General features: G+C 72.1%; 24 protein-coding genes and 2 pseudogenes. 14 read left to right on the forward strand and 12 right to left on the reverse strand.

The window, feature by feature from the left end; genetic code table 11:
* Positions 1-76: 76 nt before the first annotated feature.
* From AAT21_RS24660 to AAT21_RS39325, 4 genes and pseudogenes are all read right to left on the reverse strand, one after another.
* Positions 77-1,252, reverse strand: coding sequence for a hypothetical protein (locus AAT21_RS24660; RefSeq protein ID WP_046779158.1), 1,176 nt, complete (start codon positions 1,250-1,252; stop codon positions 77-79).
* Between the two features lie 62 nt (positions 1,253-1,314).
* Entirely contained in the window at positions 1,315-2,226 is a 912-nt protein-coding gene (locus AAT21_RS39315) for an N-acetylneuraminate synthase family protein (RefSeq protein WP_046779430.1), read from the reverse strand.
* A gap of 393 nt (positions 2,227-2,619) precedes the next feature.
* Positions 2,620-2,985 (reverse strand): annotated as a pseudogene (locus tag AAT21_RS39320) (acylneuraminate cytidylyltransferase family protein); the annotation flags it as partial.
* Positions 2,982-4,523 carry a DUF6716 putative glycosyltransferase gene (locus AAT21_RS39325; RefSeq protein ID WP_046779159.1) on the reverse strand — a complete coding sequence of 514 codons (1,542 nt, stop codon included), beginning with the start codon at positions 4,521-4,523 and terminating at the stop codon, positions 2,982-2,984. The pseudogene AAT21_RS39320 and the gene AAT21_RS39325, both read right to left, overlap by 4 nt.
* A 176-nt stretch (positions 4,524-4,699) precedes the next feature.
* Here AAT21_RS39325 and AAT21_RS24675 point away from each other — a divergent pair, with 176 nt between their 5' ends.
* Positions 4,700-5,680 (forward strand): glycosyltransferase family 2 protein, encoded by a 981-nt coding sequence (locus tag AAT21_RS24675; RefSeq protein ID WP_046779160.1) that lies wholly within the window; start codon positions 4,700-4,702, stop codon positions 5,678-5,680.
* Positions 5,680-7,014, forward strand: a complete 1,335-nt coding sequence (locus tag AAT21_RS24680) for a polysialyltransferase family glycosyltransferase (protein WP_046779161.1) — start codon at positions 5,680-5,682, stop codon at positions 7,012-7,014. Before AAT21_RS24675 ends, AAT21_RS24680 begins: the two co-directional genes overlap by 1 nt.
* Before the next feature lie 22 nt (positions 7,015-7,036).
* On the opposite strand, the pseudogene AAT21_RS24685 reads toward AAT21_RS24680, so the two are convergent.
* Together AAT21_RS24685 and AAT21_RS24690 are read right to left on the reverse strand one after the other, a co-directional pair.
* Positions 7,037-7,343 (reverse strand): annotated as a pseudogene (locus AAT21_RS24685) (LysE family translocator).
* Positions 7,344-7,388: 45 nt separating this feature from the next.
* Positions 7,389-8,969 carry an acyl-CoA mutase large subunit family protein gene (locus AAT21_RS24690; protein ID WP_046779162.1) on the reverse strand — a complete coding sequence of 527 codons (1,581 nt, stop codon included), beginning with the start codon at positions 8,967-8,969 and terminating at the stop codon, positions 7,389-7,391.
* A 179-nt stretch (positions 8,970-9,148) separates the two neighbouring features.
* On the opposite strand from AAT21_RS24690, the gene AAT21_RS24695 reads away from it, so the two are divergent.
* The gene (locus AAT21_RS24695; RefSeq protein WP_046779163.1) at positions 9,149-10,021 is read left to right on the forward strand and encodes a L,D-transpeptidase family protein; all 873 of its coding nucleotides are present in this window, start codon (positions 9,149-9,151) and stop codon (positions 10,019-10,021) included.
* A gap of 315 nt (positions 10,022-10,336) precedes the next feature.
* On the opposite strand, the gene AAT21_RS34700 is transcribed toward AAT21_RS24695, so the two are convergent.
* Positions 10,337-11,362 (reverse strand): hypothetical protein, encoded by a 1,026-nt coding sequence (locus AAT21_RS34700; RefSeq protein ID WP_052757979.1) that lies wholly within the window; start codon positions 11,360-11,362, stop codon positions 10,337-10,339.
* Positions 11,362-12,114, reverse strand: coding sequence for an RNA polymerase sigma factor (locus AAT21_RS24705; protein WP_046779164.1), 753 nt, complete (start codon positions 12,112-12,114; stop codon positions 11,362-11,364). Before AAT21_RS24705 ends, AAT21_RS34700 begins: the two co-directional genes overlap by 1 nt.
* Positions 12,115-12,448: 334 nt before the next feature.
* Here AAT21_RS24705 and AAT21_RS24710 point away from each other — a divergent pair, with 334 nt between their 5' ends.
* The 5 genes from AAT21_RS24710 to AAT21_RS24730 all read left to right on the forward strand — a co-directional run bounded on the left by AAT21_RS24710 (position 12,449) and on the right by AAT21_RS24730 (position 16,608).
* A complete protein-coding gene (locus tag AAT21_RS24710; RefSeq protein ID WP_063838144.1) occupies positions 12,449-13,051 on the forward strand; it encodes a 2-oxo-4-hydroxy-4-carboxy-5-ureidoimidazoline decarboxylase in 603 nt (200 codons plus the stop codon).
* Positions 13,052-13,203: 152 nt separating this feature from the next.
* Positions 13,204-13,584: a succinate dehydrogenase, cytochrome b556 subunit gene (gene sdhC, locus AAT21_RS24715; protein WP_075970878.1), complete on the forward strand. Its 381-nt coding sequence runs from the start codon at positions 13,204-13,206 to the stop codon at positions 13,582-13,584.
* A gap of 5 nt (positions 13,585-13,589) precedes the next feature.
* Positions 13,590-14,072, forward strand: coding sequence for a succinate dehydrogenase hydrophobic membrane anchor subunit (locus tag AAT21_RS24720; RefSeq protein ID WP_046779165.1), 483 nt, complete (start codon positions 13,590-13,592; stop codon positions 14,070-14,072).
* A 23-nt stretch (positions 14,073-14,095) separates the two neighbouring features.
* Positions 14,096-15,850, forward strand: a complete 1,755-nt coding sequence (gene sdhA, locus AAT21_RS24725; protein ID WP_046779166.1) for a succinate dehydrogenase flavoprotein subunit — start codon at positions 14,096-14,098, stop codon at positions 15,848-15,850.
* A complete protein-coding gene (locus AAT21_RS24730; protein ID WP_030764336.1) occupies positions 15,850-16,608 on the forward strand; it encodes a succinate dehydrogenase iron-sulfur subunit in 759 nt (252 codons plus the stop codon). The genes sdhA and AAT21_RS24730 overlap by 1 nt, the downstream gene beginning before the upstream one ends.
* Before the next feature lie 66 nt (positions 16,609-16,674).
* Here AAT21_RS24730 and AAT21_RS24735 read toward each other — a convergent pair whose 3' ends face one another.
* Positions 16,675-19,098, reverse strand: a complete 2,424-nt coding sequence (locus tag AAT21_RS24735; RefSeq protein ID WP_046779167.1) for a DUF4132 domain-containing protein — start codon at positions 19,096-19,098, stop codon at positions 16,675-16,677.
* Between the two features lie 2 nt (positions 19,099-19,100).
* Positions 19,101-19,493 carry a hypothetical protein gene (locus AAT21_RS24740; RefSeq protein WP_046779168.1) on the reverse strand — a complete coding sequence of 131 codons (393 nt, stop codon included), beginning with the start codon at positions 19,491-19,493 and terminating at the stop codon, positions 19,101-19,103.
* A 119-nt stretch (positions 19,494-19,612) separates the two neighbouring features.
* On the opposite strand from AAT21_RS24740, the gene AAT21_RS24745 reads away from it, so the two are divergent.
* The 5 genes from AAT21_RS24745 to AAT21_RS24765 all read left to right on the forward strand — a co-directional run bounded on the left by AAT21_RS24745 (position 19,613) and on the right by AAT21_RS24765 (position 23,065).
* A complete protein-coding gene (locus AAT21_RS24745) occupies positions 19,613-20,713 on the forward strand; it encodes a serine hydrolase domain-containing protein (RefSeq protein WP_046779169.1) in 1,101 nt (366 codons plus the stop codon).
* A gap of 64 nt (positions 20,714-20,777) precedes the next feature.
* Positions 20,778-21,326, forward strand: coding sequence for a hypothetical protein (locus AAT21_RS37745; protein ID WP_046779170.1), 549 nt, complete (start codon positions 20,778-20,780; stop codon positions 21,324-21,326).
* Positions 21,327-21,485: 159 nt separating this feature from the next.
* On the forward strand, positions 21,486-21,890 hold the full coding sequence (locus tag AAT21_RS24755; protein ID WP_046779171.1) for a hypothetical protein: 405 nt from the start codon (positions 21,486-21,488) through the stop codon (positions 21,888-21,890).
* A 3-nt stretch (positions 21,891-21,893) separates the two neighbouring features.
* A complete protein-coding gene (locus AAT21_RS24760) occupies positions 21,894-22,319 on the forward strand; it encodes a thiol-disulfide oxidoreductase DCC family protein (protein ID WP_046779172.1) in 426 nt (141 codons plus the stop codon).
* Between the two features lie 11 nt (positions 22,320-22,330).
* On the forward strand, positions 22,331-23,065 hold the full coding sequence (locus AAT21_RS24765) for a TetR/AcrR family transcriptional regulator (RefSeq protein ID WP_046779173.1): 735 nt from the start codon (positions 22,331-22,333) through the stop codon (positions 23,063-23,065).
* 134 nt (positions 23,066-23,199) lie between these two features.
* Here the strand turns inward: AAT21_RS24765 and AAT21_RS24770 are convergent, their stop codons facing one another.
* A complete protein-coding gene (locus tag AAT21_RS24770; RefSeq protein WP_046779174.1) occupies positions 23,200-24,573 on the reverse strand; it encodes a metallophosphoesterase in 1,374 nt (457 codons plus the stop codon).
* Entirely contained in the window at positions 24,570-24,839 is a 270-nt protein-coding gene (locus AAT21_RS24775) for an SCO4848 family membrane protein (RefSeq protein WP_030961055.1), read from the reverse strand. Before AAT21_RS24775 ends, AAT21_RS24770 begins: the two co-directional genes overlap by 4 nt.
* 121 nt (positions 24,840-24,960) lie before the next feature.
* Between AAT21_RS24775 and AAT21_RS24780 the strand changes: the two genes are divergently transcribed.
* Positions 24,961-26,168, forward strand: a 1,208-nt coding sequence (locus AAT21_RS24780; RefSeq protein WP_046779433.1) for a D-alanyl-D-alanine carboxypeptidase family protein, incomplete at its 3' end; no start/stop codon positions are given.

Consider the following 26,168-nt stretch of genomic DNA (forward strand, 5'->3'; position numbering starts at 1 on the left):
AAGTTCATGCCGTTAGGGGAAAGAAACCCAGCCTCTGGACGCATGACCGGGTGAGCCCGGGGGTAAACTCGCGCGCTCATCCGGCCTTGGGCGCCGCCTGGGCAGGCAGTCTGTGCACATCACGGGCGGTGTCGGTGACCCCCGCGAGGAAGCTGCGGGCGCGCGGGGACGCGGAGCCGGTGAGCCAGGCCGGGTCCACATCGCATACGGCGACCGTGACACCTGTACCGGTCAGGGCGTACGGCAGGGTGTGGACGACCGTGGACGGAAAGCTGAGGATCGTCCGGCCGACGGGACCCCGACGGGCGATCAGTTCCAGTGGCAGGTCCGGGCGTACGATCTCCAGCCCGGTCGCCCGGCTCAGCGCGCGCAGCTTCTCGGGGGACTCGCGGCGGTGGGCGAAGTAGCGGGTGGCGCCGTGCTCCAGGGCGAGGGAGCGGACCGCGTCCAGGTAGCGGTCGGGGTCCACCACACCGGTCTCCACGAGCGAGGTGCCGACGAGGTCGGTGCCCCTGGTCAGCCGGGGCGGGCCGAAGTGGGCGCGGGTCCAGGCGAACTCGTTGGCCCGCAGGGTCATCCCGCCGTGGGGGGCGACCGGCATCGAGGTGAACAGCTCGACGCGGCGCTCAGCCCCGGGGCCGGCGGCGCGGTCCGGGACGAAGCGGCGTCGTGCGGCCGCCGAGACGGGCGCGTACACCAGCTCGCGGACGCGGCCGGGCAGTCCTCCGCCGCCGACCCGGTGCCAGCGGACGAGGCGTTCGCCGCGGGCGGTCTGCGCGACGAACTCCATGGTGGCGGTGCCGTCGTCGACCACGACGAGTTCCTCGGCGCGCACCAGGGTGAGCAGGAGCTGGACGTAGCGCGAGAAGGGGTCGCCGATGACGACGGTGCGCGCCGCGCGGACGTCGCCCGCCAGGGCGGCGAGCGCCCGCAGCGGCGCGAGGCGGCTGCCGCGCGCCTCCTGCCACTGCACGTCGCACCCCTCGTCCCGGGCCAGTGCCGCCATCCGGCGCAGCTGGCCGCGGGACATGGGGTCGGTGGGCGGCAGGACGACGATCCGCACGGGTGCGAGCGTGTCGGCCGGGCGGGGGCCGGGCTCCGCCGCCCGTCCGGCGGCGCGGCGGCCGCGCTGGCTCGGTACGCCGTCCAGCGGTCTGTCGGCGGCGGTGCCGCGCGCGTACGCCCATTCCAGCACGTTGAGGAGTTGGACCGGGCTCTCTACGAACGCCAGGGTGGAGGCGGAGGTGCTCACACGTACTCCTTCACGTGGGGCTGGACCGGTGCGCGCCAGGGCGTGTCCGCGAAGGACACCTCCTAGACGGCTGCCAGCTCGCCGCGGACGCGGCGGAGCTTCTTCATGGGGCCGAGCTCGGAGTCGTAGACCCGCTTGACCCCGTCGCCGAGGGCGGTCTCGATGGTGCGGATGTCGCGGACCAGACGGGCCAGGCCGCCGGGCTCGACGGAGGCGGCCTGGTCGGAGCCCCACATCGCGCGGTCGAGGGTGATGTGACGCTCGACGAAGGTGGCGCCGAGGGCGACGGCAGCGAGGGTGGTCTGCAGGCCCGTCTCGTGGCCGGAGTAGCCGATCGGGACGTTGGGGTACTCCTCGCGCAGGGTGTCGATGACCCGCAGGTTGAGCTCCTCGGCCTTGGCCGGGTACGTCGAAGTGGCGTGGCAGAGGAGGATGTTGGCGCTGCCGAGGACCTCGACCGCGTGGCGGATCTGCTGCGGGGTGGACATGCCGGTGGACAGGACGACGGTGCGGCCGGTGGCGCGCACGGCGCGCAGCAGTTCGTCGTCGGTGAGCGAGGCGGAGGCCACCTTGTGGGCGGGGACGTCGAACTTCTCCAGGAAGGCGACGGCCTCGGTGTCCCACGGGGAGGCGAACCAGTCGATGCCGCGCTTGGCGCAGTGCTCGTCGATGGCGCGGTACTCGTCCTCGCCGAACTCGACCCGGTGGCGGTAGTCGATGTAGGTCATCCGGCCCCAGGGGGTGTCGCGTTCGATGTCCCACTGGTCGCGCGGGGTGCAGATCTCCGGGGTGCGCTTCTGGAACTTCACGGCGTCGCATCCGGCCTCGGCGGCGGCGTCGATGAGAGCGAAGGCGTTGCCGAGGTCGCCGTTGTGGTTGATGCCGATCTCGCCGACGACGTAGACGGGGTGGCCGGGGCCGGCGGTGCGCGCTCCGAAGGAACGCAGGCGCGGGTCGGGGAGGGAGGTCGTCATGGCAGGGGGCGTCCTTCGGTGCGGGGGTGTACGGGGGGCGTGGGGTGTGGGCCTCGGGTCGGCGGGGGCGCCGGGGCGCGGGTCGAGCAGCGGGGCGAGGAGCCGGGCTCGGGCCAGGTCGTGCGGGTCGTCGATCTCCAGGACCCGGGCGGGGTCGGTGGGGACCGGCAGGGTGCGGCCGAAGAAGCGGTGGCGGGCGGTGCGGAAGCCGGCGGCGTCCATGGCGTAGGCGGCGCCGGTCTCCAGCAGGTCCTGTGGCCGGTCCTGGCGGCGGGGCCGGTACGCGGGGTCGTGGTTGACGCCGGTGCCGCAGCCGTCGGGGGCGTCCCGCCAGAGGAAGCCGTGGAAGGGGGCCACGGTCAGGGCCGAGTCGGCCGCCCCGGAGGCGACGGCCACGGCGACCGACTCGACGTCGGAGGTCGTGAGGAAGGGGCTGGTGCACTGGACGAGGAGGACCACGTCCACGGTGAGCGAGTGCAGTTCCTCGAAGGCCGAGAGTGCGTGCAGGACGGCGGCCTCGCTGCTCGCGGTGTCGCCGGAGATCGCGGTGGGGCGGGCGATCACGTCGGCGCCCGCGGCGCGGGCGGCCCCGGCGATGGCCTCGGAGTCGGTGGAGACCACCACGTCGGTGACGGTCGGCGCGGCCCGGCAGGCCAGGACGGCGCGGGCGACGAGCGGGGTGCCGGCGACCTCGGCGAGGTTCTTGCCGGGGACCCCCTTGGAGCCGCCGCGGGCGGGAATGACGGCAAGGACCCTCACAGCTCCCCCAGCCTGCGGATCACCGGGGCGACGCGCTGCACCCCGTGGCGGTACACCCCGCGGGCGGCCTCGCGCAGGTGGGTGCGGAGCCGGCGGCGCAGCCGGGACTGCCCCGCCTCGGGCCGTGCGGCGCCGGGCTGCGGGGTGCCGTCGGGGGCGAGGCGGTGCCGGGCGAGGATGCCGGGCAGGTATCCGGGGGCGGTGGTGAGCGTGTAGTAGGGCGCGGGCGCGGGCAGTCGCGCTGCGGCCAGCAGCCCGGCGACCTTGGCGCGGGCGAGCGCGTAGGGGTCGTGGGCGTCGTGGACGGACGCGCCGTGGGCTGCGACGTCCTCGCCCGTGGTGGGCACGGCGGACGCGGGCACGGCGGACGCGGGCGTGCCCGCAGGCACGGCGGAGACCGGCGTCGCCGCGGGCGGTGCGGGCGGGCCGGCGGCGGACCCGTGGAAGGCGGCGGGCCCGGGGCTCGTTGCGCCGGTCGCCCGGGCGGCGTGCCCCGGTGCGGGCAGGGCGGCCCAGGCGTCGGGGCCCACGGCCGCCGGGCGGACGCCGTGGGCCGCGAGCCAGACCGGGTCGCCCTCCGGGAGGAGTCCCGCGTCGAGCTGGTCCCACGAGGCCAGGCAGCCGGAGCCCAGGAAGTGGTGGTTGCCGAGTGCCTCGCGGATGCCGAGGTCGGTGAGGACGGCCGTCGGGATGGAACGGTGCAGGGCTTCCAGGGCGGCCGTGGAGGAGACGGTGACCAGCAGGTCGGCGCCGTCCAGCACCTCGCCCATGTTCCCGTAGACCAGGCGGCAGTTGGCGGGCAGTCCGCCGCGGACGCGCTCGGCGAGCCGCTGGTAGGGCTGCTCCTCCAGGTGCGTGGTGTGTTCCCCGGGCTTGCTGCGCAGCTTGATCAGCACCTCCCGGGCGGGGTGCTTGCGGGCGTGGCCGACGGCCCGTTCCAGCAGGTAGGCGCGGTCGGCGCGGCTGTCGGGCACGGAGGGCTGCACGGCGAAGACCACCGTGTGGGCCCGGCTCCCGGCCGGCTCGTACGGCGCCCCTCCCAGAAAGGGCAGCGCGGTCTCGGTGACGGCGCCGGCGTCGGCGCCGACCCCCTCGTACACGGCGCGGAAGCGCTCCGCGTCGTGGCGGGAGTTGGCGAGGACGAGGTCGGCGCCGTGCCGCAGCAGCAGCCCGTCGGCGAGCTTCTCGTACACGACCCCGACGTATCCGGTGACGAGTACGGGGCGCCGGGCAGGGGCGGGCCACAGGGCGCGGGCCCCGTGCAGGACGGCCTGGACGGCCCCGCCGACGAGCGCGAGGACGACCACGTCGTAGCGCTCGCGTCCGATCTCGGCGAGGAACTCGGCGCAGGTCACCTCGGCCGGCCGGGCGGCCCCCACCCCCACCTCGCCGAGCTGGCGCGCGGTGGGCGTGGCCCGGCCGCGCAGCAGGTATCCGGTGAGCTGGTGGTCGGGCACGAGACGGCGGGCGGTGGTGGCGCCCCATTTCCATCTCGTGTCGGAATCGGCGAGTACGGCGACGCGTTTGCGTTCTGGCACGCGGCAGAAGCTATTCCGCCTTTTCGGTGATCGGCCCAACGAACGCACAACAGCGGGTTAACAAAGCGTCGACTGAATGCGAAAGCGTGCGGGTTAACCCGCCCGCCCCGCGCCGTTCACATGAAATCCGCATCCGGGCCACGGTGAATGCCGGGCGGCGTCCTAATGTCTCGCGGGTGCCCAAGCTCTCTGTTGTCGTGCCGTTCTACAACGTCCGGACATACGCGCCGGACGCCCTGCGGAGTCTCGAACTGAACGCCCGGGAGGATTTCGAGTTCCTGCTCGTCGACGACTGCTCGACGGACGGGACGGCGGACCTGCTGGAACGGGCGGCGGGCGAGCTGCCCGGGGCGGTGCACCTCAGACACGCGAGCAACGGCGGCCTGGCCACCGCGCGCAACACCGGGCTGGACGCGGCCCGCGGCGAGTACCTCGCCTTCCTGGACGGGGACGACTGGCTCGCCCCCGGCCACCTGGCCCGGATGCTGGCCGCCATGGAGGCGCTGGGCTGCGATTTCATCCGTACCGACCATGTGCGCTGCACCGGCCGGTCGCGGAGCGTGCAGCGGGTCCCCTTCGGTCCGCAGTCCGTCGTCACCGATCCGCGCGGCGCGATCCTGCCCGCCGACCGGGCGACCTCGGTGGACTATCCGTACGCCTGGGCCGGCATGTACCACCGGCGGCTGCTGGAGCGCGGCCTGCTGCACTTCACCGACGGGCTGCGCACGGCGGAGGACCGGCCGTGGATCTGGCGGCTGCACCGGGAGGCCGATTCCTTCGCGGCGGTCGGGCTGCCCGGTGTCTTCTACCGGCGCGGTGTTTCCACGTCGTTGACGCAGATCAGGGACGAACGGCAGCTCGATTTCATCCGGGCATTCGATCAGGTCCTCGCCGAGGTCGCCGCCGATCCGGAATCCGAACTGCTCCTGCCGAAATCCGTACGAACGTACTGCGCCATTATCGCGCACCATTTCGGATCCATCGAAAGGTACGAACCGGCCGTGGCAAAGAAACTCCGCCTGATGAGCGCGGCCGCGCTCGGCCGCATGCCCCAGGACGTGCTCGACCGGGTCCTGGACTCGATGGACGCCGAGCGCTCCACGCTCCTGCGCCGCCTGCGCGGCGGCCGCCGCATCCCGTCGGGGGCGACCGCCTGATGCTCACCCAGATCTTCCTGGCCTCCACCCTCTACGGCGCGGCCACGCTCGCGGCGGGCGTCGACGCGGGCTGTTTCCCGGCCGCGGGCCGCCGGATCCTGCTGACCAGCAACCACGCCGTCACCGCCGAGGTGGCCCCGGGCCTGGCCGGCGCGCCGGGTTTCGCCGCCCTGCGCACCCGCTTCGACGAGGTGCTCGACTGGAACGCCGTGATCGAGCCGCAGCACCCGAGCTCCTGGGCCCCGCGCGCCGAGGACGTACCGATCTGGGAGCGGCACCTGCGGGCGCTGTGGGGCCTCGGCGAGGACCGGGTCGAACTGGTCGTGGAATCCCTCCAGGTACCGCCGGCCCAGTCCCTGTGCCGGCTCTTCCCCGGTGCGGCGGTCGATGTCTACGCCGACGGGCTGATGAGCTACGGCCCCACCCGCTTCCGCCTCGACCCGCAGCTCGGGATGCGGGTGCGCCGGGTGCTCCACCTGGACCTGGTGCCCGGCCTGCAGCCGCTGCTGCTGACGGAGTTCGGGGCGCGCCGGGAGCTGGTGCCCGCCGAGGCCTTCCTGAGGGTCCTCGCGGAGCTCCCCCCGCACGGTCCGGACCTGGACGGCGTCGGGGAGTCCCCGGCCCTGCTGCTGGGCCAGTACCTGTCGGCGCTCGACCTGATGACCCCGGACGAGGAGGAGGAGCTGCACGCCTCGATGGTCCGGGGCGCCTTCGCGCTCGGCCACCGGGAGCTGGTCTTCAAGCCGCACCCCGGCGCGCCGGCCGAGTACGCCCGCCGGGCCGTGGCGGAGGCCGGACGGCTCGGCGCCCGGCTCACCGTGACGAGCAGCCCGGTCCTGGCCGAGACCCTCTACCGGCTGCTGCGCCCGGCGCTGGTCGTCGGCTGCTTCTCCACGGGCCTGCTGACCGCCGCCACACTGTACGGGCTGCCCGTCGCGCGCACCGGTACCGGGGCCGTACTGGCCCGCCTGGACCCGTACCCGAACAGCAACCGGGTGCCGCTGGTGCTGGTGGACTCGCTGCTGCCGGACCTGGCGGACCCGGAGGCGGTCCGCGCCTGGACGCCCGCGTCGCTGGAGCGGGCCGGAGCGGAACGGGCCGGGCTGCTGACCGCCGTCGGGTTCACCATGCAGCCGCAGATCCTGGCGGCGCGGCGGGACGCGGCCGAGGCGTACCTGGCCGCGCACCTGACCCCCGGCACCTGGCCGTACTTCACACGGCGCCGGCTGACGGCGCTGGGGCTGCCCGGCGGCATCCCCGCCCAGCTGTCGTTCCTGCCGCGCAGCCGGACCGTGCGGCGCGTGGCCCGGACCCTGCGCCGTGTCCTGAACTGACGACCCAGGGCGCTCGGCCGACTCAGCTGACCGCGAGCTTGGCCGCGAAGCCCAGGAACAGCACGCCCGCCGCCGAGGTCGCCCCGGCCGACAGCCGCTTGCGGCGGCGGAAGGCCTCCGAGAGGCGGGTGCCGCCGAATATCAGCAGCGTCAGGTAGAGGAAGCTGCCGGTCTGCAGCAGCCCGGAACACCCCGGCGGCGGCCTTGTAGCCCGTGCGCACACCGCGGCGGGCGGCGACGGACAGCACGTAGAGCGAGTTCGGTCCCGGCAGGAGAATGATCAGGACAAGGCCGGCGAGGTAGGTCGGCAGATCGATGACACCCAGCATGCGCAGGAGTGTCCCATGGGGACACACCTGACAGTCCAGTCGGTTTCACCATGTGGAACCGGTGGGCTCGTACGTCCCCCACACCTCCCGCAGCGTCCCGCACACCTCCCCCACCGTGGCCCGTGCGCGCAGCGCCTCCTTCATCGGGTACAGCACGTTCGCGGTGCCCGCCGCCGCCTCCCGCAGGGCCGCGAGCGCCGCCGTCACCGCCGCCGCGTCGCGCTCCGCCCGCAGCCGTGCCAGCGCCGCGCACTGCCGCTCCTCGATCGCCGGGTCCACGCGCAGCGGCTCGTACGGCTCCTCGCGCTCCAGTGCGAAGCGGTTGACCCCGACCACCACCCGTTCGCCGCTGTCGGTCTCCCGCGCGATGCGATAGGCGTTCCGCTCGATCTCCGCCTTCTGGAGGCCGGCCTCGATGGCGGCCACCGCTCCGCCCTGCTCCTCGACACGCCGCATCAGGCCGAGGGCCGCCGCCTCCAGTTCGTCCGTCATCCGCTCCACCGCGTACGACCCGGCGAAGGGGTCCACGGTGTGGGTGACGTCCGTTTCGTGCGCGAGGACCTGCTGGGTGCGCAGGGCGAGGCGGGCCGACTTCTCCGTCGGGAGCGCGATCGCCTCGTCGAAGGAGTTGGTGTGCAGCGACTGGGTGCCGCCCAGCACCGCGGCCAGCGCCTGCACGGCGACGCGTACGAGGTTCAGCTCGGGCTGCTGTGCGGTGAGCTGGACGCCGGCGGTCTGGGTGTGGAAGCGCAGCATCATCGACCTGGGGTCCCGCGCCCCGAACTCCTCCCGCATGACGCGGGCCCAGATCCGCCGGGCGGCGCGGAACTTCGCGACCTCCTCCAGCAGGGTGGTGCGGGCGACGAAGAAGAAGGAGAGCCGCGGCGCGAACTCGTCGACGGCCATCCCCGCCGCGAGGGCGGTACGGACGTAGGCGATGCCGTCGGCGAGGGTGAAGGCCACCTCCTGCGCGGGTGAGGCGCCGGCTTCGGCCATGTGGTAGCCGGAGATGGAGATGGTGTTCCACCGGGGGATCTCGGTCCGGCAGTAGCGGAAGGTGTCGGCGGTCAGCCGCAGCGACGGCTCGGGCGGGAAGATGTACGTCCCCCGGGCGATGTACTCCTTCAGGACGTCGTTCTGGATCGTCCCCGTCAGCTGCGCGCCCGTAATGCCCTGTTCCTCCGCGACCAGCTGGTAGAGCAGCAGCAGGAGCGCGGCGGGCGCGTTGATCGTCATCGAGGTGGAGACACGGTCGAGGGGGATGCCGTCGAACAGGGTCCTCATGTCGTCGAGCGAGTCGACGGCCACCCCGACCTTGCCGACCTCACCGTGGGCGAGGGGCGCGTCGGAGTCGTGGCCCATCTGGGTGGGCAGGTCGAAGGCGACGGACAGCCCGGTGCCGCCGCCCGCGATGAGCTGCCGGTAGCGGGCGTTGGACTCGGTGGCCGTGCCGAAGCCGGCGTACTGCCGCATGGTCCAGGGCCGGCCGGTGTACATGTTCGGATAAATCCCTCGGGTGTAGGGGAAGTCCCCAGGTACACCCAATTGGACCTGTGGGTCCCATTCCGTCAGATCGCCCGGTCCGTAGACCGGTTCGACCGGGATTCCGCTCTCCGTGCTGGCCATGTGACGAAGTCCTCCGTAGAGCAACCGTGCCCGGGGCTGATACAACCTTGCCCGCGCGTCGCTTCTTCAGGCCGTGGACGGTTGCTGGTCACAATGGCGCAACATCCCGGAACCCTGTGCAACTCTCCACGCGCGCCAGGCATCACCTAGATACACGACGTAGAAACCGGGGGACTGCAATGCAGCGCCAGAGAGTCATAATCCGCACGATCGGGGTGGCCACCGCCGTCGCGCTCGCCGCGACCGCCTGCGGTCCGCAGAAGACGGAGTCCGCCGGCTCCTCCTCCGCGGCACCGTCCTCGCCCACGGCGGGCGCCACCCCCGAAGCATCCCCGTCCACCGACAACAAGCCCGGCGAGGCATCGCCGTCGGCCTCGGCGTCCGCCTCCGCCTCCGCGTCGGCCTCGCCTTCGCCCTCGGTGAAGCAGATCATGGCCAACGGCGACGAGAGCGAGCAGGTCCGCGAGCTCCAGGCCCGCCTGAAGCAGCTCAAGCTGATGACCGTCGCGCCGACCGGTTTCTACGGCTCCAAGACGACGGCCGCGGTGAAGTCCTTCCAGTCGAAGAACGGCCTGGACGCGACCGGCGGGGTCGACGACAAGACCTGGAAGAAGATCCAGAGCTCCAGCAAGAAGCCCACCGCCGACGAGCTGCGCCCGCCGACCACCATCGAGGTCGCCGCTCCCGACCCGCGCTGCATGACGGGCCGCGTCATGTGCATCAGCAAGGAGAGCCGCACCCTCGCCTGGATGATCGACGGCAAGGTCGTCTCGACGATGGACGTCCGCTTCGGCTCGGAGAACACCCCGACCCGCGAGGGCGTGTTCAACGTGGGCTGGAAGGCCAAGGACTGGACGTCGACGATCTACCACACGCCGATGCCCTACGCGATGTTCTTCAGCGGCGGCCAGGCCGTGCACTACTCCGCGGACTTCGCCGCCCGCGGCTACAACGGCGCCTCGCACGGCTGCGTGAACGTCCGCGACAAGGGCAAGCTGTCGAAGCTCTTCGACGACGTGCAGGTCGGTGACAAGGTCGTCGTCTACTGGTGACCCCGCGGAGGGTGACGCCGGGGGCCCGGACGCCGGGCCCCGACCACGGAGCCGGCCGCGAGCCGGTGGAACGCATCAGGCCGTCCCTTTCGCAGCCCGCCGCACCGGCGGACTGCGAAAGGGACGGCCTGTCGCGTTGGACGGGTCGAAGTAAAGGGCGCGGGCAGGGCCGGGGGAACGTGCCCCGCCCGCGCCGGTTGCGCAGAGCCCAGGGGTACGGGGGGAACCCCGGCTCATGCGCGGCCGATGACCAGTCGGCTCGATTAGTACTGCGTCACCGGTTCGAAAAGTGTTACAGGCAGGTCAGCACATGTGTCAGCGGCCCGCGCGCAGGGGTGTGGAGCCCTGCGGGACCGCGGGCGACAGGGTCGGCGCCCGGAGCGTCCCGCCCAGCGGGGCGTCGCGACGAGTGGTGCCGCCGGAGTCCGCGTCCAGCACCGAGGCACAGTAGGCGGGGATCCGCAGGAGCCCGTCCGCCAGCCGTGAAAGCCGCTCGCGCCGGTCGTCGTTGAGCCGGCCCTTGCGGTACTCCTCGCAGAGGTCCACCTTGAGCCTGTTCTCCTGCTCGCGCTGCCGGTCCCTGGCCAGCTCACCGGTGCCCAGGGTGTCGGGGCTCACCTCCCGGTCGCCCGGACCGCTCTGGTCGTCCTTGCCGCCCCGGCCCGAACCGCCGGACGCGGAACTGCCCGGGAAGGAGTCGGGGACCGTTCCGCCGCCGGGTGTCGCCCGCCCGCCCGCGGTCGGTGACGGCGAGACGGGGGCGAACCCCGGGTTCGAGCCCTCCGGCAGCGGGGTGGGCAGCAGCTTCGGGGTGACGGTCGGGGCGCTGCCGCCGACCTCCGGGACCGGGCTCTCCCCGGCGCTGACCGACATCGCCGGTCCGGGTCCCGCGGTGTCCTGGCGGGACCGGTCCAGCAGCCCCGCGCCCGCCGCGGCGGCCAGACCGCCCGCGGCGACGCTCGCGAGGGCGGCGGCCAGACCGAAGCTCACGGTCCGGGCGCGCCGGCGGGCCGGTGCGGGGGCGGGACGAATGCGGCCGAGGGCAACCAGGGGCTCACGGGAGGCGCCGGCTGCGGACGGCACGGTGGCGCGGCCCGCGGTGGCGGGACGTGCGGCGGCGCGCGCCGCGCGGTAGGCCTCCACCGCCGGCTCCTCGCCGGGCAGTTCCGTACCCGTGGGTGCGGCCGCCATCGCGGCCAGGGCGTCCAGGGCGGCCCGCAGCCGGGCGGCCTCCGCCGCGGCACGCGTGTCGGCGGCGGGCCCCACAGGTTCCGTCGGTCCGCCGCGCAGGAGTGCTTCCGCCGCGGCCTCGTCCAGCCACCTGTCGCGCTCGTCGGCCATCACATGTCCTTCTGCGTCCGCCAACGTGAATGCGTCACACCGGTTTGTTCTGCGTAACTTCCGCCCCTGCCACGCTGTGCGGGTACGGCGTCGAGATCCCTCCCGCCCCCGCCGTCCCACGCATGGCCACCGGCATTATGGCCGACCACGGCGCCCGCCTTGGACCCGGTGCCCTGACCTGCTTCGAAGCCGCTGTCCGCGCCCTGCGCGGCGAGCAGTTCCGCCAGCTTCTTCAGACCGCGGTGCGCGGCGGTGCGTACGGCGCCGGGCCGCTTGCCCAGGGTCTCGGCCGCGCTCTTGGCGTCCAGGCCGACCACGACCCGCAGGACGACGGCCTCGGCCTGGTCCTGGGGCAGCTGGGCTATGAGCGCCATGGTGCGCCCGGTGTCGAGGGACTCCATCGCCGCGCCGGCCGTGTCGCACTCGGCGGCCCAGCCGCTGAGCTCGGTGTCGTCGCCGCCGATGGCGGGGCGGCGGCCGCGCATGCGTATGTGGTCGAGTGCCCGGTTCCGGGCGATGCGAGCGGCCCAGCCGCGGAAGCGGTCGGCGTCGCCGGTGAAGGAGTCGAGGTCGCGGGCTATCTGCAACCAGGCCTCCGAGGTCACGTCCTCGGCATCGCCGTCTCCGACGAGCGTGCGTACGTAACCGAGCAGGCGTGGATGCACGGCACGGTACACAGCACGGAACGCGTTCTCGTCGCCGTCCTGTGCCGCGAGCACCGCGGCGGTCAGCTCCGCGTCGTCCCCCAGCAAAGTCCCCAACCTGTCCTGTACGTGTGGCGCAAATCAGCACGTTACGGCTTTCAAGCACCTCTCGTCCACGAGTGATACAACGTGCAACCAATCCTGCGCGGAGCGAGGTGTGACACAAAACGCACCCCCGGCGCTGACAGGGGTACGGGCTTGTCGCACGAGCCCGTGACGGATGGCGGCCGGGGCCTCTCCTGTGGGGGGTGGCGGCCTCGGTCGCCCTCCCCCTTTCGGGCATCCCACCATGCCTGCCCGGCGCGCCCGCGTCATCCTTTCGGCTCACTTCCGGGTGAAATCCCCGCACGGGTACGACACACCATGCCCTGCGTCGATAGCGTTGCGGCACATCCGCGCCACCCCGAGGAGCCCCCCGCTGTCCAGCCATCTTCCGGCACAGGCCCGCGGCTGCTCCGACCCCTCCCCCGGCCCCGGACTGACGCGGTTCAACACCCTGTCCCCCGAGGCCGCCCGGGCGGTCCTCCTGCACTGCTGCGGCAGCCGCCGCTGGGCGCACCGGGTGGCGGCGCACCGCCCGTACCCGGACGCGGGCGCCCTGCTCGCCGCCGCGGACGAGGCCTCGTACGACCTGTCGCAGGCCGACCTGACCGAGGCGCTGGCCGCGGAGCACTCGGCCGAGCTGGACCACGGGGCGCCGTACGCCGCGCTGCTGGCCCTCGACGCGGCCCATGCGGAGTACGAACGGAAGTTCGGCCACGGTTTCGTGATCTGCCTGGACGGCCACCCGCCGGAGGAGCAGGCCGACCAGCTCCTGGGGGCGATCCGGCGGCGGATGGGGCACGAGGTGGACGAGGAACGCTCGATCTCCGCGGACGAGCTGCGGCGTGTCGCGCAGTCCCGGCTGCTGGACCTGACGCGCCGACTGACCCGCTCCGAGGGGGCGTCTATGGCCGAAACCGGGCTATTCGCCCCTGTGGGATAGCCCGTACGTGCCTGTTTGATCACACAGCCGGACCCCGGGCGAGGGAACCGACAACTCGTCGCTACGATGTCCGGGGCCGGTGGACCGTACCCGGCCGGGCCCGACCGACAAAGAAGCCGGCTGGCCCCCGCCCCGCTTCCGGAGGGTTTTCCGTGCCGGCTGGAACGTTGTACCGCGGCCGGGAAGGAATGTGGTCCTGGGTGGCTCATCGAGTCACCGGCGTCCTCATCTTCTTCTTCCTGTTCGTACACGTCCTCGACACCGCTCTCGTCCGCGTCTCCCCCGAGGCGTACGACGATGTCGTGGCTACCTACAAGACCCCGATCGTCGCGCTGCTGGAGTACGGCCTCGTCGCCGCCATCCTCTTCCACGCGCTCAACGGTCTCCGTGTCATCGCCGTGGACTTCTGGTCCAAGGGCCCGCGCCACCAGAAGACGATGCTCTGGTGGGTCGTGGGCATCTGGGTCGTGCTGATGGTCGGGGCCCTCTACCCCGTGCTCGGCCACGCCTACCTCGAACTGTTCGGGAAGTGACGCGCATGTCCTCTGACACTTCTTCCGCCAAGGTCATCGGCGACGTGGAGGGCGTTTCCCTCTACGACGTCGACAACCCCGCGCCGTACATCGAGGCCCCGCGCAAGCGCACGGGCAAGACGCCCCGCTCGACCCGCGGCAACTTCGAGATGGCCGCGTGGCTCTTCATGCGCCTCTCGGGCATCGTGCTCGTCGTCCTCGTCATCGGCCACCTGCTGATCCAGCTGGTGCTCGACGGCGGCGTCTCCAAGATCGGCTTCGCCTTCGTGGCCGGCCGCTGGGCGTCCCCGTTCTGGCAGGTCTGGGACCTGCTGATGCTGTGGCTGGCCATGCTGCACGGCGCCAACGGCCTGCGTACCGTCATCAACGACTACGCGGAGCGTGCCAACACGCGGCTGTGGCTGAAGGGCCTGCTCTACACCGCCACGGTGTTCACCATCCTTCTGGGCACGCTGGTGATCTTCACCTTCGACCCGAACATCCGCTAGGCAACGGGGCTGAGGCGAAACCAATGAAGATCCACAAGTACGACACCGTCATCGTCGGCGCAGGTGGCGCCGGCATGCGCGCCGCCATCGAGTCGACGAAGCGCAGCCGCACCGCGGTGCTGACGAAGCTCTACCCCACCCGCTCCCACACGGGCGCCGCGCAGGGCGGCATGGCCGCCGCGCTGGCGAACGTGGAGGAGGACAACTGGGAGTGGCACACCTTCGACACGGTCAAGGGCGGTGACTACCTGGTCGACCAGGACGCCGCCGAGATCCTGGCGAAGGAGGCCATCGACGCGGTCCTCGACCTGGAGAAGATGGGCCTGCCGTTCAACCGCACCCCGGACGGCACCATCGACCAGCGCCGCTTCGGCGGTCACTCCCGCAACCACGGCGAGGCGCCGGTCCGCCGGTCCTGCTACGCCGCGGACCGCACCGGTCACATGATCCTCCAGACGCTGTACCAGAACTGCGTCAAGGAGGGCGTGGAGTTCTTCAACGAGTTCTACGTCCTGGACCAGCTCCTGGTCGAGGAGGACGGCGTCAAGAAGTCGGCCGGTGTGGTCGCGTACGAGCTCGCCACCGGCGAGATCCACGTGTTCCAGGCCAAGGCCGTCATCTACGCCTCCGGCGGCACCGGCAAGTTCTTCAAGGTGACCTCCAACGCGCACACCCTCACGGGTGACGGCCAGGCGGCCTGCTACCGCCGCGGCCTGCCGCTGGAGGACATGGAGTTCTTCCAGTTCCACCCGACGGGCATCTGGCGTATGGGCATCCTGCTGACGGAGGGCGCCCGCGGTGAGGGCGGCATCCTCCGCAACAAGGACGGCGAGCGCTTCATGGAGAAGTACGCGCCGGTCATGAAGGACCTCGCGTCCCGTGACGTCGTCTCGCGCTCCATCTACACCGAGATCCGTGAGGGCCGCGGCTGCGGTCCGGCCGGTGACCACGTGTACCTGGACCTCACCCACCTGCCGCCGGAGCAGCTCGACGCGAAGCTCCCGGACATCACCGAGTTCGCGCGCACCTACCTGGGCATCGAGCCGTACACGGACCCGATCCCGATCCAGCCCACCGCGCACTACGCCATGGGCGGCATCCCGACCAACGTCGAGGGTGAGGTCCTGTCCGACAACACCACCGTCGTCCCGGGCCTGTACGCGGCCGGCGAGGTCGCCTGCGTGTCGGTGCACGGCGCGAACCGCCTGGGCACCAACTCGCTGCTGGACATCAACGTCTTCGGCAAGCGCTCCGGCATCGCCGCGGCCAGGTACTCGCAGGAGAACGACTTCGTCGAGCTCCCCGAGAACCCGGCGCAGCAGGTGTCGGATCTCGTCGAGCGCCTGCGCAACTCCACGGGCAAGGAGCGGGTCGCCGACCTGCGTCTGGAGCTCCAGGAGACGATGGACGCGAACGTGATGGTGTTCCGTACGGAGCAGACCATCAAGACCGCGGTCGAGAAGATCGCGGAGCTGCGCGAGCGCTACAAGAACGTGTCCGTCCAGGACAAGGGCAAGCGCTTCAACACGGACCTGCTGGAGGCCATCGAGCTGGGCAACCTGCTCGACCTGGCCGAGGTCATGGCCGTGTCCGCCCTGGCGCGCAAGGAGTCCCGCGGTGGTCACTACCGCGAGGACTACCCCAACCGCGACGACGTCAACTTCATGCGCCACACCATGGCGTACCGCGAGGTCGGAGCCGACGGCTCGGACTCGGTCCGGCTCGACTACAAGCCGGTCGTGACGACCCGCTACCAGCCGATGGAGCGTAAGTACTGATGGCTACCCCCACCCTGGACAAGATGGAAGAGGCGGCTGCGGCCTCCCCGTACATCACGGTCACCTTCCGGATCCGCCGCTTCAACCCCGAGATCTCGGACGAGGCGCAGTGGCAGGACTTCCAGATCGAGATCGACCCGAAGGAGCGCGTGCTCGACGGTCTCCACAAGATCAAGTGGGACCTGGACGGCACGCTCACCTTCCGCCGCTCGTGCGCGCACGGCATCTGCGGCTCGGACGCGATGCGGATCAACGGCAAGAACAGGCTCGCCTGCAAGACGCTGATCAAGGACATCAACCCCGAGAAGCCGATCACCGTCGAGGCCATCAAGGGCCTCACGGTGATGAAGGACCTCGTGGTCGACATGGAGCCCTTCTTCCAGGCGTACCGGGACGTCATGCCGTTCCTGGTCACCAAGGGCAACGAGCCGACGCGCGAGCGCCTGCAGTCCGCCGAGGACCGCGAGCGCTTCGACGACACCACCAAGTGCATCCTGTGCGCCGCGTGCACGTCCTCGTGCCCGGTGTTCTGGAACGACGGCCAGTACTTCGGCCCGGCGGCGATCGTCAACGCGCACCGCTTCATCTTCGACTCGCGTGACGAGGCCGGCGAGCAGCGGCTGGAGATCCTGAACGACAAGGACGGCGTGTGGCGCTGCCGCACGACCTTCAACTGCACCGACGCGTGCCCGCGTGGCATCGAGGTCACCAAGGCGATCCAGGAAGTCAAGCGTGCGCTGATCACGCGCCGCTTCTGACCTCCCGGTCCCTGCCTGTACGAGGGCCCCGTCCCCGGTTCACCCCGGGGGCGGGGCCCTCGTGCGTCACCGGCGGTTCAGCTGGCTGGTGATCGTCGGGTCGGTGATCTCCGTGTCCTTCGCGAGGAGCATCGCCTTGGAGAGGATGACGGCCAGGGTCCGGTCCCCCTCGAAGGGCAGGTAGCCGGGGTCGGCGGCGCCGGCCGCGCCCGCGCCGCCGGGCACGATGCACAGGTACTGGTCGTTCGGCGACATCAGGATGTTCCCCGAGCCGAGGTGGATCTTGTACGTGTGCAGCTCGCCGCGGACGTGGAGGAAGCGGCCCGCCACGGTGCAGCGGTCCGCGACGGCCAGCCGCGGCACCAGCCGCTCCAGCAGGGCGCGCCTGGTCTCGGCGCTCGCGCCCAGCTCGCCGAAGCCGTAGGAGGTCCAGTAGTCCCGGAAGCGGCCCTCGGGGCCACCGTCGGACCAGGTCGGGTCGTTGCCGACGCTGGCCACGCCCACGAAGAGGTCCACGTCGCGCATGACCTCGCTCAGCACCAGTTCGGGTATCTCCGTGAGCGGCAGCGGATCGGTGGCTCCCTGTCCGTCGCTCAGCCACATCGTGTATCCGCCGCCGTAGGTGCTCGCCCAGTTCTGCGGGGCGTCGATCGGGTAGAAGCGCACCTGGTCGGTGCGCAGCCGCAGGTAGGTCCCCGACTCGGTGGTGTCGATCCCGTACTCGTGGCCCTCGCCCTCGATCCAGTACTCGGCCCGCAGCCCCCACCGGGGCAGCTCACGGGTGGCGGGCGGGAGGGAGTCGTCGACGCACAGGCGGAGCCTGTTGTGCCATCCGCGCGCCGAGGTCAGCGAGTTGAATTGGTGCTGGCGCAGGACATGAGCGGCGAACCGGTTGGAGTACGTACGGGTCCTGCGTTCGGCGTCGGTCAGCAGGTACACCTCGCGGTGGGCCTGCTTGAAGGGCTGGGTCACGGTGTGCCGCTCCAGCCACTCCCGCCAGGCCAGCACCTCGGCGGGCTCCCGGCCGACGGGGTGCCACAGCTCGACGGCGGCGCCCTCGGTGACGGTGGCGCCCGCGAGGGTGCGCAGTGCCCCGTCGGCGAAGCAGACGGGCGTCCCGTCCACGGTCCAGATCAGCCGCCGGGCCAGGGTGCCGACGAGCGGATGGTCGAGGTACCGGGCGCGCCACTGCCCGTACGCCCAGCGGCGGCGGGCGAGGAACTGCCGGTCCAGCCGCTCCGCCTGCGCCGACAGGGACTTCTCGATGTCCTTGACCAGGCCCTTGACCTCCTTGAGCTCCTCGGGGTGGTCCCGCCGCACGGTGGCGGGCACGGTCTTGACCTGCTTCCCGGCGGCGTTGCGCCAGAGCAGGGCGGCCCGGTTCCCGGACACCCTGAGCTCCGCGGCGGCCTCCCCGAAGCCGAATGCGGCCTTCCCGACCTCCGTGAGCCCGTACGCGGGGACGGCCAGCTCCTCGATCTCCTCGCGGCTCAGCCCGAGCGCGCCGGCCCGGTCCTCCAGGGCCGCGTCGATGAGCTTGAGGGTGCCCTTGTACGTGACCCGGGTGCCGAGCCGGGCCAGTTCGGCGAGGGCGGCCTCCCCGTCGGACCGGGCCAGGGCGCCCACCGCGGCGTTGGCGACCTTGGGGTTGCGCGGGCCAAGCCCGGCGGCCTTGCGCAGCGAGGTCTCCACGAGCGCACCCAGGGCGCGCGCCGTGTCGGGGTGGGCCGGGAGCAGGGCAAGCAGCCAGACCAGGCCGCGCAGGGCGTTGGCGTTGTACGGGTCGAAGGCGGCGTTGACGTCCGGCTCGTACGCCGCCCGCTCCAGCTCGAAGGTGCGGGGCCGTCCGACGAGGGCGAGCAGCGGCAGCAGGGCCTCGCGCACGGCCTCGGCGCCGAGGTCCAGGGCGAGCGCCCGGCCGCGCTTCTCCCAGGCGGCGGAGGGCTTGGCGGCCTTGGCGGTCACGGCGTGGGCGAGCAGTTCCCGCAGCCGCCCGTCCTCCATGGCCCGCTCCGCCCACGCCTCGCCGACGTTGAGCACGGGTTCGGCGAAGCCCGCGGCGAACCGGACGAGTTCCTGGTCGCTGTACGTGCTCACTGCGGTGCGGCGGACGGTGGCGATGACGGCGGGGGAGATCGCGCGGCCGGCCGCGGCCTCGGCCCTCACGAGGGACTCGCAGCGGTCGACGTACCAGAAGGAGTGGGCGCGGCCGAGGACGTCGAGCTGTGCGGCCCGCTCCTCGGCCAGCGGCAGGCCGTCCAGGCCGTGTCCGACGAGCGCGGTCAGGGTGAGCAGCCTGACGCGGACCGGGAGGGTGTCGCCCCCGTGCCGGTGGCGGTAGGCGAACGCCTCGACCACGCGGCGGCGGTCCTCGGGCGGCAGCTCCTGCATCTCGGCGAGCCGTGCCCTGACCGACGGGTGGTGGAGGGAGGAGTCGGCCACCTTGCGGACCAGCCGGTCCGCCATGACCTTGATCTTGACGTCGTCCATCGTCAGCCTCCCACCAGCGCGACGAGCTTGAGGAAGGTGACCTCGACGCCGAGCGGGAGGGAGATCTCCTCGTCCAGGGCGGTGATCTGGTGGTCCCCCACCAGGACCAGGAAGCCGTTGCGTTCGAAGGCCCGCAGCGCCAGCTCGGTCTGCTTCTCCGGGTCGATGCGGCGCGGCGTCCGTAGCGCGTACCCGTTGAGGGTGCGCTCGGCGCCCTCCGGCCGCACCAGCCCCTGGAACACCTCGGGCCGCTTCGCGTGGTACTCCGCGACCTCCTGGAACACCCTGCGCCGGATCAGCTCGCGCAACGCGAGCCGCTCCTCGGCGATCTCGAGTCCCCAGCCGTCGCCACGGCTTCCGGCGGTCGTCTCGTCGACGAAGGTCACCATTCCCATGCCCTGAACCGTAGGGGCGGGCACTGACAACGGCCCCGGGCCGCCCTCGGGGATGCGTCAGGGCCGGGTGAGGGGCTTCCCCCATGGCCGGTGGATCTTCGCGGCACAGACTTACGGGCATGACGAACTCCGCGAACTGCGCTGCACACAAGGCCCGTTGGACCACCCTGGCCGTCGCCGGCGCGGCTGTGGCGGCGCTCGCCGCCGGTGCCGTGCCGGCCTCGGCCCAGCCGGTGCGGCCGCCGGGGACGGCCGGCGCCGCGGATCAGCGGGTCGGCACCGGGAAGCTGGCCGCGCTGATGGCTCCCGGCGACAGGGCGAGCGGGACCATGGTCCGGGTGGGCGGCACGGGGATCCGGTGGACCGCGGCCACGGGGCCCCTCTCCCAGGACCCCGCCGCGAATTTCCGCATCGGCAGCATCACCAAGCTGTTCACCTCCACGGTGGTGCTCCAGCTGGTCGGCGAGGGCCGTTTCGGCCTGGACACCCCGGTGCAGGACCTCCTCCCCGGGACCCTCCCGGCCCGGTGGGGGCCGATCACGGTGGGGCAGCTGCTGAGCCACACCAGCGGCCTCGGGCTGCCCTGCGTCGAGTTCGCGGAGGGCGGGGCCCCCACCCCGGAGCAGGTCGTCTCCCACTGGACCGACCCCGCGTGCGCCGCGCCGCAGTACCCGGTGCTCGCGCAGCAGTACAACGGCGTCAACTACTTCCTCCTCGGCATGGTGATCGAGAGGACCGCCGGCCGCTCCTACGCCGAGGAGGTCCAGCGGCGCATCGCCCGCCCGCTCGGCCTGAGCCACACGTACTGCCCGGGGCCCGGGGACCGGTCCGTCCCCGGGCCGGTGCTGGCGGACGCCCGGGAGATCGAGCCGTGGGCCTGGGCGGAGGGCGGCATGATCTCCAACGCCCCCGACCTGGAGCGGTTCCTGACGAGCCTGATGCGCGGCCACCTGCTGAGGCCCGCCCAGCAGCGGCAGTTGTTCTCGATGCCCCCGCTCCCGGAGGGCGCCAGGGACCGTTTCAGCATGGGCGGGCTGATGCGCGTCGAGGTGGACGGCACCGTTCTGTGGGGCAAGACCGGCTCCATGGGCGCCTCCACGAGTGGGGTGTTCGCCACCGGGGGCGGCCGCCGGACCGTCGTCTACTCCCTTCTCCCGGCCGTCAGGGAGCGGGAGTTGATGCGGACGCACATCGAACAGCTGCTGGCCGCCTCCCTCTGAGCGGGGATCCCCGGCTGCGGCACCCGGGATACAGGGCGGGCGGGCCTGTGGAAGGATCGGCCACATGAGCGAGCAGCAGCCGAACCCGTACGCGAGCGACCCCGCCGGTCAGGGCGGCCAGGCCGGCGCCCCCGGCCAGGGTGATTACAAGTGGGGCCCCGGAGAGGCCAGTTACGGATACCCCCAGCCGTACCCGGCGGCTCCGGCCTACCAGCCGACCATCGGCGCGGGCATGCCGTCGCCCGCCGGATACTCCGCGGCCCCGGCCGCCGGCGCCGGTTTCGCCCTCGGCGACATCACCGTCGCCGGCGACCAGATCATCACCCCGTCGGGCACGATGCCGCTGAGGGGCGCAATGTGGAACGCGACCGACTTCTCGCGCACCGAGGAGAAGATCCCGCCCCACGCGATCGTGCTGGCGATCGTCTTCTTCCTCTTCTGCCTGCTCGGCCTGCTCTTCCTCCTGATGAAGGAGAAGACCACCACCGGCTACATCCAGGTCACGGTGACCAGCGGCGGCCGTCACCACTCCACGATGATCCCGGCGGTGGACGCGAACACCTTCCACTGGGTGATGTCGCAGCTCGGCCACGCACGGGCGCTCAGCATGTGAGCCCCCGGTACGACATGTGCGGGCCCCGGCCGAACGGCCGGGGCCCGCATGCGTTTCCGGGGCGGCGAGCCCACGCGACCATTCGCTTGAACTTGTTCAAAAAAGGCTCTAGAGTCATCGACGTCAGAGCATTTGAACACGTTCAAAGGGGCTGGGGCAATGGACCTCACCGTGGTCACGTACGTCATCTACCTGCTCATCAGCATCGGCCTCACGGTCTGGGTGGCCCGTACGCTCAGCCGCAACGGCCGCGTCTTCATCGGGGACGTCCTCCACGGCAACGAGAAGCTCGCCGACGCCGTCAACCAGCTCCTCGTGGTCGGCTTCTACCTCGTCAACATCGGCTTCGTGACCCTCTATCTCCGCTCGACCAAGGAGGTCGACAGCGCCCGCGCCCTCTTCGAGGCCCTCTCGGTCAAGCTCGGCGTCGTCCTGCTGGTCCTGGGCGTCATGCACCTCGGCAACGTGTGGGCGCTGAACCGGATGCGCCGCCGCGGGATCATGGAACGCCAGCAGACCCCGCCCGTCCCCCCGCAGGGGTGGACCGCGCCGGTCGGAGCCTGAGCCATGGCGCCCACCGCGGCCGTACGGCACCTGACCGTCCTCTACGACGCCGACTGCCCGCTCTGCGTGCACATCCGGCACTGGCTGCTGGGGCAGCGGCTGCTCGTCCCGATCGCCCTGGTCCCCGCCGCGTCCTGGGAGGCGCGGCGGCGGTTCCCCCGGCTCGACCACGCCTCGACGCTCCGCGAGATCACCGTCGTCGGGAACTCCGGCCAGGTGTGGACCGGGACCGACGCCTTCATCGTCTGCCTGTGGGCCCTGGCCGAACACCGTCCGAGGGCGAACTGGCTGGCGACGCCGGCCGGCCGCCCGTTCGCCCGGGCCGCCATGTTCACGGCCTCCGCGTGGCGGCAGGCCGTGCGCACCGAAGGGCCGCCCGAGGACGCCGAGGGACCGGCCTGTGACGACCAGTGCGCCGTCCCCCGATAGGCTCGTGCACCGTGACTGAACAGAAGGCTCCCAAGAGCGAGCAGACCCGCACGCTCATCCTCGAAACCGCGCTCCGCCTCTTCCAGGAGCGCGGCTTCGACAAGACGACCATGCGGGCCATCGCGAAGGAAGCCGGGGTCTCGGTCGGCAACGCCTACTACTACTTCGAGTCGAAGGAACACCTGGTCCAGGGCTTCTACGACCGGATCAGCGCCGCTCACCAGGCCGCGGTCCGGCCCATCCTGGACAACGAGACCGATCTGCAGAAGCGGCTCGCGGGGGTACTGACGAGCTGGCTGGACATCGGCGCCCCGTACCACGAGTTCGCCTCGCAGTTCTTCAAGAACGCGGCGGACCCCGAGAGCCCCCTCAGCCCCTTCTCACCGGAGTCGGAACCGGCGCGCAAAGCCGCGATCGACATCCACCGCGAGGTGCTGGCGGGCGCGAAGACCAAGGTGCCGGCCGAGCTGGCCGACGTACTGCCGGAGCTGATGTGGCTCTCGCAGATGGGCCTGGTCCTCTACTGGGTCTTCGACCGCTCCCCGGACAGCGAGAAGTCGCGCCGCCTCGCCGAGCGCGGCGCGCAGCTCACCACGCGGGGCATCGTGCTGGCCCGCTTCCGCGTGCTGCGGCCGCTGGTGCGCGAGGTCCACGAGCTGTTCGCGGACTTCCTGCCGGGCATGGCCCAGACGGCCGCGGGCCGGCGCAAGGCCTCCGACCCGCACCCGGCTTCGGACAAGGCCTAGAGGCCTGGAGGACCAGAGCCGCGGAAGTCGGCGTCGGCGTCGGCGACCCGCTGTCCGACGACCGGATATCCCATCACGGAATACCAGCCACCGGAAGATCGCTCCGCGGAACGGGAGTCGGGGGTGGGGGCGGGTCAGGCCCGGTACGAGGCGAGTTCGACGACCGTGATGTCGGACGGCGCGCCCACCCGGACCGGCGGACCCCAGGCCCCCGCCCCGCGGGACACGTAGAGCTGGGTGTCGCCGTAGCGCTCCAGGCCCGCGACGGTGGGGTTGGCGAGCTCCGCGAGGTACTCGCCCGGCCAGAGCTGGCCGCCGTGGGTGTGGCCGGAGAGCTGCAGGTCGACGCCGTGCTTGACGGCGTCGTGGATGACCACCGGCTGGTGGGCGAGGAGTACGGCGGCCCGCGTCCGGTCGCGGTCGCCGAGGGCGGCCCGGAAGTCGGGGCCGCTCCCCTCCCGCTCGCCCTGGATGTCGTTGACACCGGCCAGATCGAAGTGCGGCAGGGCGCGCCGGGCGTTCTCCAGCGGGGTCAGGCCGAGCTCGCGCACGTGCTCGACCCACTGCTCGGCGCCGGAGAAGTACTCGTGGTTGCCGGTGACGAAGAAGGAGCCGTGGCGGGCGGTCAGCCCGCGCAGCGGTTCCGCGGCCGGTCCGAGGTCGGGGACGCTGCCGTCGACGAGGTCGCCGACGATGGCGATGAGGTCGGGCTGGGTGCGGTTGACGGTGTCGACGATGCGCTGGGCGTGGGCACGGCCGAGCACCGGTCCGAGGTGGACGTCGCTGACGACGGCGATCCGGAAGCCGTGCGCCGCGCGCGGCAGTTTGGCCAGCGGGACCTGGACGCGCCGCACGCTCGGGCCGCGCATGACTGCGTACGTGCCGCCCGCGACGGTGCCGACGGCGACGGCGGCGGCCGCCCCGCCCACCGCGCGCGCGACGAAGGTGCGGCGGGTGAGGCCGCCGCCCGGCGCCGCGGCGGCCGGTTCCGTGACGGCCGGTTCCGTGGGCGCGCCGTCCGCGGCGAGCAGCGCGCCGGGCTCCGCACCCGCCCCCACCCCTGCCCCCGCCTCGGTGTCGGCGGCTGCGGACGGCGACGACGAGGCCGCAGCCGCGGCCTTGGCCGGGCCGGCCCCGGTGGCGGACTGCTGCGCGGGAGGTCCGGCTGTCGCCCCGGAGGGGGCGCGGTGGGCCAGACGGCGGAGCAACAGCGCGCGGATCGGCTCCGCGACCAGCATCGTCAGGGTCAGGTACAGGAGCACCGCGAGCCACAGGTACCCCGGCCAGGACACCGTCTGCTGCAGCCAGAAGGGGGCCCCGGCGCGGCCCGCGGTCAGGGCGGCCACGGACAGGAGGGGCAGGACGATGGTCAACGCGGTGCCGATGCGGCGGGGCAGGCCGCCGGGGGCGGTGGTGTCACGGACCAAGCGGACCCACAGCCAGCGGTGCACCCCGACGAGCAGGGCGCAGACCGCCAGTGCGACCAGCGCGGCGATCAGGACCGTCATGCCGCACCGTCCTCGGCGCCCGGGCGTGACGCACGTCGCAGGGCCAGGACCCCACGCAACCCGATCACACCGACCGCCGTCCCCAGGAGAAAGGACGTCACGGCGAGCGTCAGGTGGACCCAGAAGTAGGCAGTGGGGTCGCCCGCCGTGTCGAAGGCCAGGCCACTGCCGTTCTTCCACAGGTTCCGGACGAAAGACACCCAGATGAACCAGGTCCACACGCCGAAGGCGAGCAGGAACCAGGAGGCGGCACGGCTGAGTTTCATGCCCTCAGTATCGGTTTCCTCCCCGGTACGGACGCGCCGGGGTGGGCTGTCCCGGGGTTGGTTGCCACGAAATGGCCGGTCCGCGACGCCATACAGCTCATCGGGATGTACTTTCACCTGCGTGTCTGCCAAGACGACCGCTCTGACGGTCCTTACCGCCGCGTTGCTGGTGCCCACCCTGCTGGTGGTGCCCGCACACGCCGCGCCGACCCCGCCGGCCGACGGGAAGGGCGGGCCCGCCAAGGCCCCGGCGGCCCCCGCGCCGCCCGCGTCGATGTCCACGGTCGGCGGATCCCTGCTCGGCCAGCCGGGGACGCAGGTGAACCTGCTGCCGGGCGCGCCCGCCCTGCCGGCGAACCTCACCGGCCGGTCGTGGATCGTGGCGGACGCCGAGTCCGGCGAGGTCCTGGCGGCGTACAACGCGCACTGGCGGCTGCCGCCGGCCTCCACGATGAAGATGCTCTTCGCGGACACCCTGCTGCCGGCCCTGCCCAAGGAGCAGGTGCACAAGGTCACCGACGCGGACATGGACGGCGTGGGCCCGGGCAGCAGCCTGGTCGGGGTCAAGGAGGACCACGAGTACTCCGTGCACGACCTGTGGCTCGGGGTGTTCCTGCGGTCGGGAAACGACGCCGTGCACGTACTTTCGGCCATGAACGGCGGCGTCGAGAAGACCGTCAAGGACATGCAGGCGCACGCGGAGGAGCTCCAGGCGCTGGACACCCACGTGGTGTCGCCCGACGGGTACGACGCCCCGGAGCAGGTGTCGAGCGCGTACGACCTCACGCTGATCGCCCGCTCCGGATTGCAGAAGCAGGACTTCCGCGAGTACTGCGGCACGGCGAGCGCGAAGTTCCCCGGCCTGCAGGAGCCCGGGAAGCCGCGGGACTACTTCGAGATCCAGAACACCAACCGGCTGATGACGGGCGCGGGCGGGCTCTCCCCGTACAAGGGCATCGCCGGGGTGAAGAACGGCACCACGACCATGGCCGGCTCCACCTTCACGGGGGCGGCGCAGCAGGGCTCCCGGAAGCTGCTGGTGACCGTGATGAACCCGGGCGCGGGCGGCGCGAACTCGGTCTACGAGGAGACCGCCGCGCTCTTCGACTGGGGCTTCGCCGCGGCCGGGAAGGTCAAGCCGGTGGGTGAGCTGGTGCCGCCGAAGAGCGCGGACACCTCACCGCACGGCTCGCCGGCCCAGTCGCACGAGAACCACCCGTCGGCGAACGGCATCGCCCCGGGCGGCGGTATGGGCACCGCCCTGGGCGTCGCGGGCGGTGCGCTCGCCGTACTGGCGGGCGGCGCGTACGTGGTCAACCGCCGCTGGCC

This window comes from Streptomyces yangpuensis, from assembly GCF_001005295.1.
Lineage (GTDB): Bacteria > Actinomycetota > Actinomycetes > Streptomycetales > Streptomycetaceae > Streptomyces > Streptomyces yangpuensis.

Coding starts and splice junctions, on each gene's coding strand:
- sdhA (WP_046779166.1), top strand. CDS start 14,096: ATGAAGATCCACAAGTACGACACCGTCATCGTCGGCGCAGGTGGCGCC.
- AAT21_RS24720 (WP_046779165.1), top strand. CDS start 13,590: ATGTCCTCTGACACTTCTTCCGCCAAGGTCATCGGCGACGTGGAGGGC.
- AAT21_RS24740 (WP_046779168.1), bottom strand. CDS start 19,493: ATGGGAATGGTGACCTTCGTCGACGAGACGACCGCCGGAAGCCGTGGC.
- AAT21_RS37745 (WP_046779170.1), top strand. CDS start 20,778: ATGAGCGAGCAGCAGCCGAACCCGTACGCGAGCGACCCCGCCGGTCAG.
- AAT21_RS24680 (WP_046779161.1), top strand. CDS start 5,680: ATGCTCACCCAGATCTTCCTGGCCTCCACCCTCTACGGCGCGGCCACG.
- AAT21_RS24690 (WP_046779162.1), bottom strand. CDS start 8,969: ATGGCCAGCACGGAGAGCGGAATCCCGGTCGAACCGGTCTACGGACCG.
- AAT21_RS24760 (WP_046779172.1), top strand. CDS start 21,894: ATGGCGCCCACCGCGGCCGTACGGCACCTGACCGTCCTCTACGACGCC.
- AAT21_RS24730 (WP_030764336.1), top strand. CDS start 15,850: ATGGCTACCCCCACCCTGGACAAGATGGAAGAGGCGGCTGCGGCCTCC.
- AAT21_RS24695 (WP_046779163.1), top strand. CDS start 9,149: ATGCAGCGCCAGAGAGTCATAATCCGCACGATCGGGGTGGCCACCGCC.
- AAT21_RS34700 (WP_052757979.1), bottom strand. CDS start 11,362: ATGGCCGACGAGCGCGACAGGTGGCTGGACGAGGCCGCGGCGGAAGCA.
- AAT21_RS24770 (WP_046779174.1), bottom strand. CDS start 24,573: ATGACGGTCCTGATCGCCGCGCTGGTCGCACTGGCGGTCTGCGCCCTG.
- AAT21_RS24735 (WP_046779167.1), bottom strand. CDS start 19,098: ATGGACGACGTCAAGATCAAGGTCATGGCGGACCGGCTGGTCCGCAAG.
- AAT21_RS24755 (WP_046779171.1), top strand. CDS start 21,486: ATGGACCTCACCGTGGTCACGTACGTCATCTACCTGCTCATCAGCATC.
- AAT21_RS39315 (WP_046779430.1), bottom strand. CDS start 2,226: ATGACGACCTCCCTCCCCGACCCGCGCCTGCGTTCCTTCGGAGCGCGC.
- AAT21_RS24745 (WP_046779169.1), top strand. CDS start 19,613: ATGACGAACTCCGCGAACTGCGCTGCACACAAGGCCCGTTGGACCACC.
- AAT21_RS24775 (WP_030961055.1), bottom strand. CDS start 24,839: ATGAAACTCAGCCGTGCCGCCTCCTGGTTCCTGCTCGCCTTCGGCGTG.